5 protein-coding genes are annotated in these 5,537 nt (G+C 53.1%); all 5 read left to right on the top strand.

Annotated elements, in window-relative coordinates:
• Positions 1-599: hemerythrin domain-containing protein (locus ACETWG_09475; protein ID MFB0516815.1), on the top strand; the 599-nt coding region annotated here is incomplete at its 5' end.
• 274 nt (positions 600-873) lie between these two features.
• On the top strand, positions 874-2,697 hold the full coding sequence (locus tag ACETWG_09470; protein ID MFB0516814.1) for a long-chain fatty acid--CoA ligase: 1,824 nt from the start codon (positions 874-876) through the stop codon (positions 2,695-2,697).
• Position 2,698: 1 nt separating this feature from the next.
• On the top strand, positions 2,699-3,721 hold the full coding sequence (gene purM / locus ACETWG_09465; GenBank protein ID MFB0516813.1) for a phosphoribosylformylglycinamidine cyclo-ligase: 1,023 nt from the start codon (positions 2,699-2,701) through the stop codon (positions 3,719-3,721).
• A 4-nt stretch (positions 3,722-3,725) separates the two neighbouring features.
• Complete coding sequence (locus ACETWG_09460; GenBank protein MFB0516812.1) at positions 3,726-4,727, top strand: NAD(P)H-dependent glycerol-3-phosphate dehydrogenase; 1,002 nt, start codon at positions 3,726-3,728, stop codon at positions 4,725-4,727.
• Positions 4,711-5,537, top strand: an 827-nt coding sequence (locus tag ACETWG_09455) for a hypothetical protein (GenBank protein MFB0516811.1), incomplete at its 3' end; no start/stop codon positions are given. The genes ACETWG_09460 and ACETWG_09455, both read left to right, overlap by 17 nt.

Genomic DNA, 5,537 nt, shown 5'->3' with positions numbered 1-5,537 from the left:
CCATGTCAGACGAAAAATTGGCTGTTATTTTAAGCACTGATCGTGGAGGCGAGCGATTACTGGAGCAGGTCCCGGAAGGTCATGTTATTCACACTTTGGTCAGCGAGCACAGGAAGATAATCGGGATCCTTCGGAAACTTGACAATCTGAGAAATACCTTGATGGACAAGTCCTGCCTGGAGGATTGCCAGGATATCTTTGGTGAAATACACCGCTGTGCGGAGCTGCTCCTGGACGCGGATAATCACCACTTGCGGGAGGAAGAAGTCGTCTGTCTTGAGCTCGAGAGGCGAGGAATCTCAGGTCCACCGGAAGTCATGCGACAAGAGCATAAACTCCTGCGCCCGATGAAGGAACGGCTTCTGAACTTGGCCGATGAGGGGCCTGTGAAGAAGACCTTTGCCACTTTGCAGGCAGAGATCGACGAAACAACGGACAGGATCATTTCCAATATTGTGCTGCACATCCAGAAAGAAAACAATGTACTTTATCCCCTGGCCCTGGAAAAAATTGACGACCCTGTCGTCTGGGATAAAATGCGGGAGCAGTGCGATCGGATAGGCTATTGTTCGTTTACGCCTGGCATTGGCACTTCATAGTTGCATCCTATCGACCAGTATGCGAATCGGGCTCTTGAAATGTACCCGGGCACTTGTGGGGCTGCTGACCTCGCCAGGAGGCCGCGCGGAAAAGGCCGTTCAGGATAACACTATGCATGTGCTCCCACTGGAGTCAAGGGAGTAGGCAATCGTTTTAGGTCCCTGCAGAGGACTTTCCTAGAGATTACTTTTCTCTATATATTATGTTTGTGGTATCTTATATCCCTGGCACATAAATTTTATTCCGAGTGCAATCCATCATAAGGAGTTTGCCATGGCCTTCCGAACTATCACTGAAATGTTTCTTCAGACCACATCTACTTATGCTGACAAATATCTCTACTATAACAAACGTAAAGATCACTGGGAAGGGCTGAGAGGTAAGGATATCCGCACCAGCGTCGAAGACCTAGCCTATGGTCTAGTATCGTTGGGCGTTGGAAAGGGGGTTCAGGTAGCTATCGTATCCAACAATAGCCCGCGATGGGCCATGGCGGATTATGGTATCCTGTGCACCGGTGGTGCTACTGTATCCATCTATCCCACACTCGCGCCCCCCCAGGTAGCCTATATCCTTCAGCATAGTGAATCCCGGGTTATTTTTGCCGAGGATGAGGAACAGGCCGGTAAGATCCTGGAAGTGTGGGATGAATGTCCTGATCTGACTACTATGGTGGTGATGAATGATGCCCGGGTCACGGGCAAAGCAGCCGATGAGAAGGATCGCGCCATCATCTCTTTCATTGACCTTCTTGAACAGGGACACGAATACGGTAAGGAAAAAAACCTCGATTTTGAAGCCATGTGTACCGCCTGCGAGCCGGATGACCTGCTCACCCTTATCTACACCTCTGGCACCACCGGTGAGCCCAAAGGAGTGATGTTGAGCCATCATAATATGGTGTCCAACATTGAAGACTCGCTGCAGTGTATTTACATTGATGATAAGGACTCGCTGCTCTCATTCCTGCCCTTAAGCCACTCCTTCGAACGCATGGCCGGCCATTTCCTGGCTTTCAGTAGAGGTACCACCGTGTACTATGCCGAGAGTATGGATAAAGTGGGGGAGAACATGGTTGAGGTGAAGCCCACCGTCTTGATCGGCGTGCCACGGTTCTATGAAAAAGTCTACAACCGGGTTATCGAGAGTATAAGCCAGTCATCGACAATCAAGCAGAAGATTTTCTGGTGGGCGCTGGCACAGGGGAAGGCCACGCTGAAACTCACTATGGCCGGAGAAAAACCGGGGTGGTGGCTGAGCAAAAAATTTGGCCTGGCAAATAAGCTGGTCTTCTCCAAACTCAAGGAACGGGTTGGTGGCCGGGTAAGGTTTTTTGTATCCGGTGCGGCACCTTTGTCGGCAGATATCGCTGAGTTCTTCGCTTCTCTGGACATGATTGTGCTGGAAGGTTACGGCCTGACTGAAACCAGCCCGGTGCTGTCCGTCAATAAGTTGGAAAAGTTCAAATTCGGCAAGGTGGGACCGGCCATTCCCAACGTGGAGCTCAAGATCGCCGATGATGGTGAAATTCTGGCCAAAGGTCCCAATATCATGTTGGGCTACTTCAAGGATCCCGTCGCGACGGCCGAGGCTATTGATTCTGATAGCTGGTTTCGCACCGGGGACATCGGCGATCTCGACGAAGATGGCTACTTGAAGATTACTGACCGAAAGAAGAGCATCCTGGTGACTTCCGGGGGCAAAAACGTCGCTCCGGCACCGCTCGAAAACGCTCTAATCCTCAGTCCTTATATCGAACAGGTGATGATTATTGGTGACAAGCGAAATTTCATCTCCGCCCTGCTGGTACCCAGTTTTGAAAAGCTCGAGGCCTTTGCACGGGAAAAATCCTTCCCCAGTAAAGATCGTCATGCATTGGTTAAAAATCCTCAGGTCCTGGAGCTGTTTGATCAGGAGGTAGAACAGGCCATGAAACCGTTTGCCCGCTATGAGCGGGTGCGGAAGTTCGCCCTCCTTCCAAGAGAGTTCACCATTGAACAGGGGGAACTGACACCGACTCTGAAGGTTAAGCGGGAGACGGTCTTCGAGCATTTCGGGGAGGAAATCGAAGCCCTTTATATAGAATCCTCCGAATAGCTTGGGCCAGTCATCACCAGCCAATAAGCCACGACTCAGCTATCGGTCGGCGGGGGTCGATATTGACGCCGGCGAAAAGGCAGTCCGGCGAATTAAGGCGCTTGTAAGTCGTACCCATGGTCCCCAGGTATTGGCAAACCTGGGTGGTTTCGGTGGCCTGTATGAATTTCCCACTGAGGATTACCAGCAGCCGGTTCTCGTCTCCAGCACTGACGGGGTAGGCACCAAGCTTAAAATCGCTTTCCTTACCGGTCGACACGATACGGTAGGGCAGGATCTGGTGAACCACTGCGTCAACGATATCCTGACCACCGGGAGCCAACCCCTATTCTTCCTTGATTATTTTGCCACCGGTCATCTGGAAGGGGATGTATTTGAAGCGGTCATCGACGGCATCTCGGCAGCTTGTCTGGAAAATGATTGTGCTCTAATCGGGGGTGAAACAGCCGAAATGCCTGACTTTTACCAGCCAGGGGAATATGATATCTCGGGAACCATTGTGGGCGTAGTGGAAAAAGGCGCGCTTCTCACCGGCCGGATTATACAGGTAGGTGATATCCTCGTGGGTCTGCACTCCACCGGCCTGCATACCAACGGCTATTCCCTGGCGCGCAAGGCTCTACTGAGCGAATGGACCGTGGATACGAAAGTGCCGGAGTTAGGAGGTACGGTCGGGGAGGTACTGCTGAGAGTGCATCGTTCCTACCTGCAGATTATGCGTCCAATTCTGATTGAACCATGGCTTCATGGTGCGGCCCATATTACCGGCGGGGGCCTTGAAGGCAACTTGGGCCGTCTACTCTCCGGTGGGCGTCAGTCGGCCATTGACTGGGACGCCTGGGAATGGCCGCCGGTGTTCCAGGTAATTCAGCAGGTAGGGGGTGTGGAAACCACGGACATGCGCCGCACCTTCAACCTTGGGATAGGATGGGTACTAATTGTTGCCTCCGAGAACCTGACTACCTTGGAGAGCTACCTGCAGGAAAATCGGGAACCCTTTACTCTGATTGGAGTAGTACGCTGAGTCGATGGCAGTCTCTTTTACCATTTTAGGGGCAGGATCGTGGGGCACTGTCATGGCGGCCCACCTTCATGACGCCGGCTATCCCGTTACGCTGTGGCACTACCGCGAAGAGTTCACCCGGTCGTTGGCCCAATCGCACCGGCATCCCCACCTTGAGGGCTTTATTCTGCCCGATGACATCGTGATAAGCGCTGACATCAACGAGGCTATTTCCCGAGGTGAGATCCTGGTGGTGGCAACACCCTCTCAGGAAGTACGCCGGGTTATGGAACTGACTGCCAACCTTATCAGTAACCACCGGGTAGCCAACCTCAGTAAGGGCATCGAAAGGGGAACTCTCAAACGGATGTCGGAAGTGATTGCAGAAGCTGGTGGGGTACCTGGTGACCGGATCGCTTCCATTTATGGTCCCAGTCACGCCGAAGAGGTAATGCGTAAGGTTCCCACCGCCCTGGTGGCTGCCAGTACTAACCTGGCTTATGCCCGGGAGCTGCAGGGAATATTCAGTACCCACTATATGCGGGTGTACGCCAACAGCGATATCATCGGTGTGGAGCTGGGAGGAAGTATCAAAAACGTGATTGCCATCGCAGCCGGAATCTGTGTGGGGCTCGGCTTTGGCGACAATACCATGGCTGCGCTAGTGACCCGGGGCTTGACTGAGATCACCCGGTTAGGCGTGGCCATGGGCGCGGACATCCATACTTTTGCCGGCCTCAGCGGAGTGGGTGACCTGGCTGTGACTGTCTACAGCCGCCATAGCCGGAACCGTCGCCTCGGGGTAGAGATTGGTCGCGGCTGGAAATTTGAAAAGGTGATCGACGATATGGGCATGGTGGCGGAGGGTGTTTATACGGCCCAGTCGGTTATGGACCTCGCTGGAAAACTGCAGGTAGAGATGCCCATTTGCCGCGAAGTATTCCAGGTATTATTTAAAGATAAGAACCCTCGCCAGGCTATCGCCGACTTGATGACCAGAGACCTGCGGGATGAGACCCTGCCATAAGGTCCTCCCGGCACTTTTGATGGCCGCCGGTGTTCTCCATTCCCAGGAGCCTGCCCCTATATGCGGTCTCCCTGAGATTGTCCAGCTTCCTGTTGAAGAAACAACCGTCCTTTACAGGCGAGGAATCCCCACTGATAATCCCACTTTCCTTATTCGGGAGCATTACACCAGCAGTACCCTTATCGAAGTTGAATTTTATCTTATGCACGATGATGCCGCTTTTAGCGTCTACGTCGAGGCGGCGGAATGGGACTCGGGAAACGTGGACGCCCCTGCCGTTGACACGCTGGTGGCCGCCTTCAGGGACCATACCTTCGAGGGCTCAATCGACCCCGATCGGGGCATTAAACCCATCGCGGAAGATGTGTTCGGTCCGCCCCCCGATATTGACCATAACGGCAAGGTGTTCATCCTGCTCATCGATGTCCGGGACGATTTCGTACTCGATTCTTCCGAGACCTACGTGGCCGGCTACTTCGATCCCCTGGATCAAGGGCAAAGGGGTAATCTGGCGGACATTATTTACCTGGACACCAACCCCGGTACCTTTTCAGGTCCTCAGGCCATCAATATGTTCAGTACACTGGCTCATGAGTATCAACACCTGATTCACTACGGCTGGGATACGAGGGAGGCGACATGGATCAACGAAGGCTTGAGCGAGCTGTCACCGGTATTAATGGGTATACCCCTGAGGGACCTCGCACCCTATTTATCTGATACTAACGTGCGGCTGGATAGCTTTGGCAACGAGCTGGTAGATTACGCCCGCTCCGGCCTGTTTTTTATCTATACATGGATTCAGCTCGG

It is taken from the genome of Candidatus Neomarinimicrobiota bacterium (assembly GCA_041862535.1).
In the GTDB taxonomy this organism is placed as follows: domain Bacteria; phylum Fidelibacterota; class Marinisomatia; order SCGC-AAA003-L08; family TS1B11.
The sequence above is the reverse complement of the archived record's forward strand: the minus strand, read 5'-3'. Positions and strand labels throughout refer to the sequence as shown.

What these genes read in the sequence shown, in the direction of transcription:
- ACETWG_09470 (MFB0516814.1), top strand. Translation starts at nt 874, where the DNA reads ATGGCCTTCCGAACTATCACTGAAATGTTTCTTCAGACCACATCTACT.
- ACETWG_09460 (MFB0516812.1), top strand. Translation starts at nt 3,726, where the DNA reads ATGGCAGTCTCTTTTACCATTTTAGGGGCAGGATCGTGGGGCACTGTC.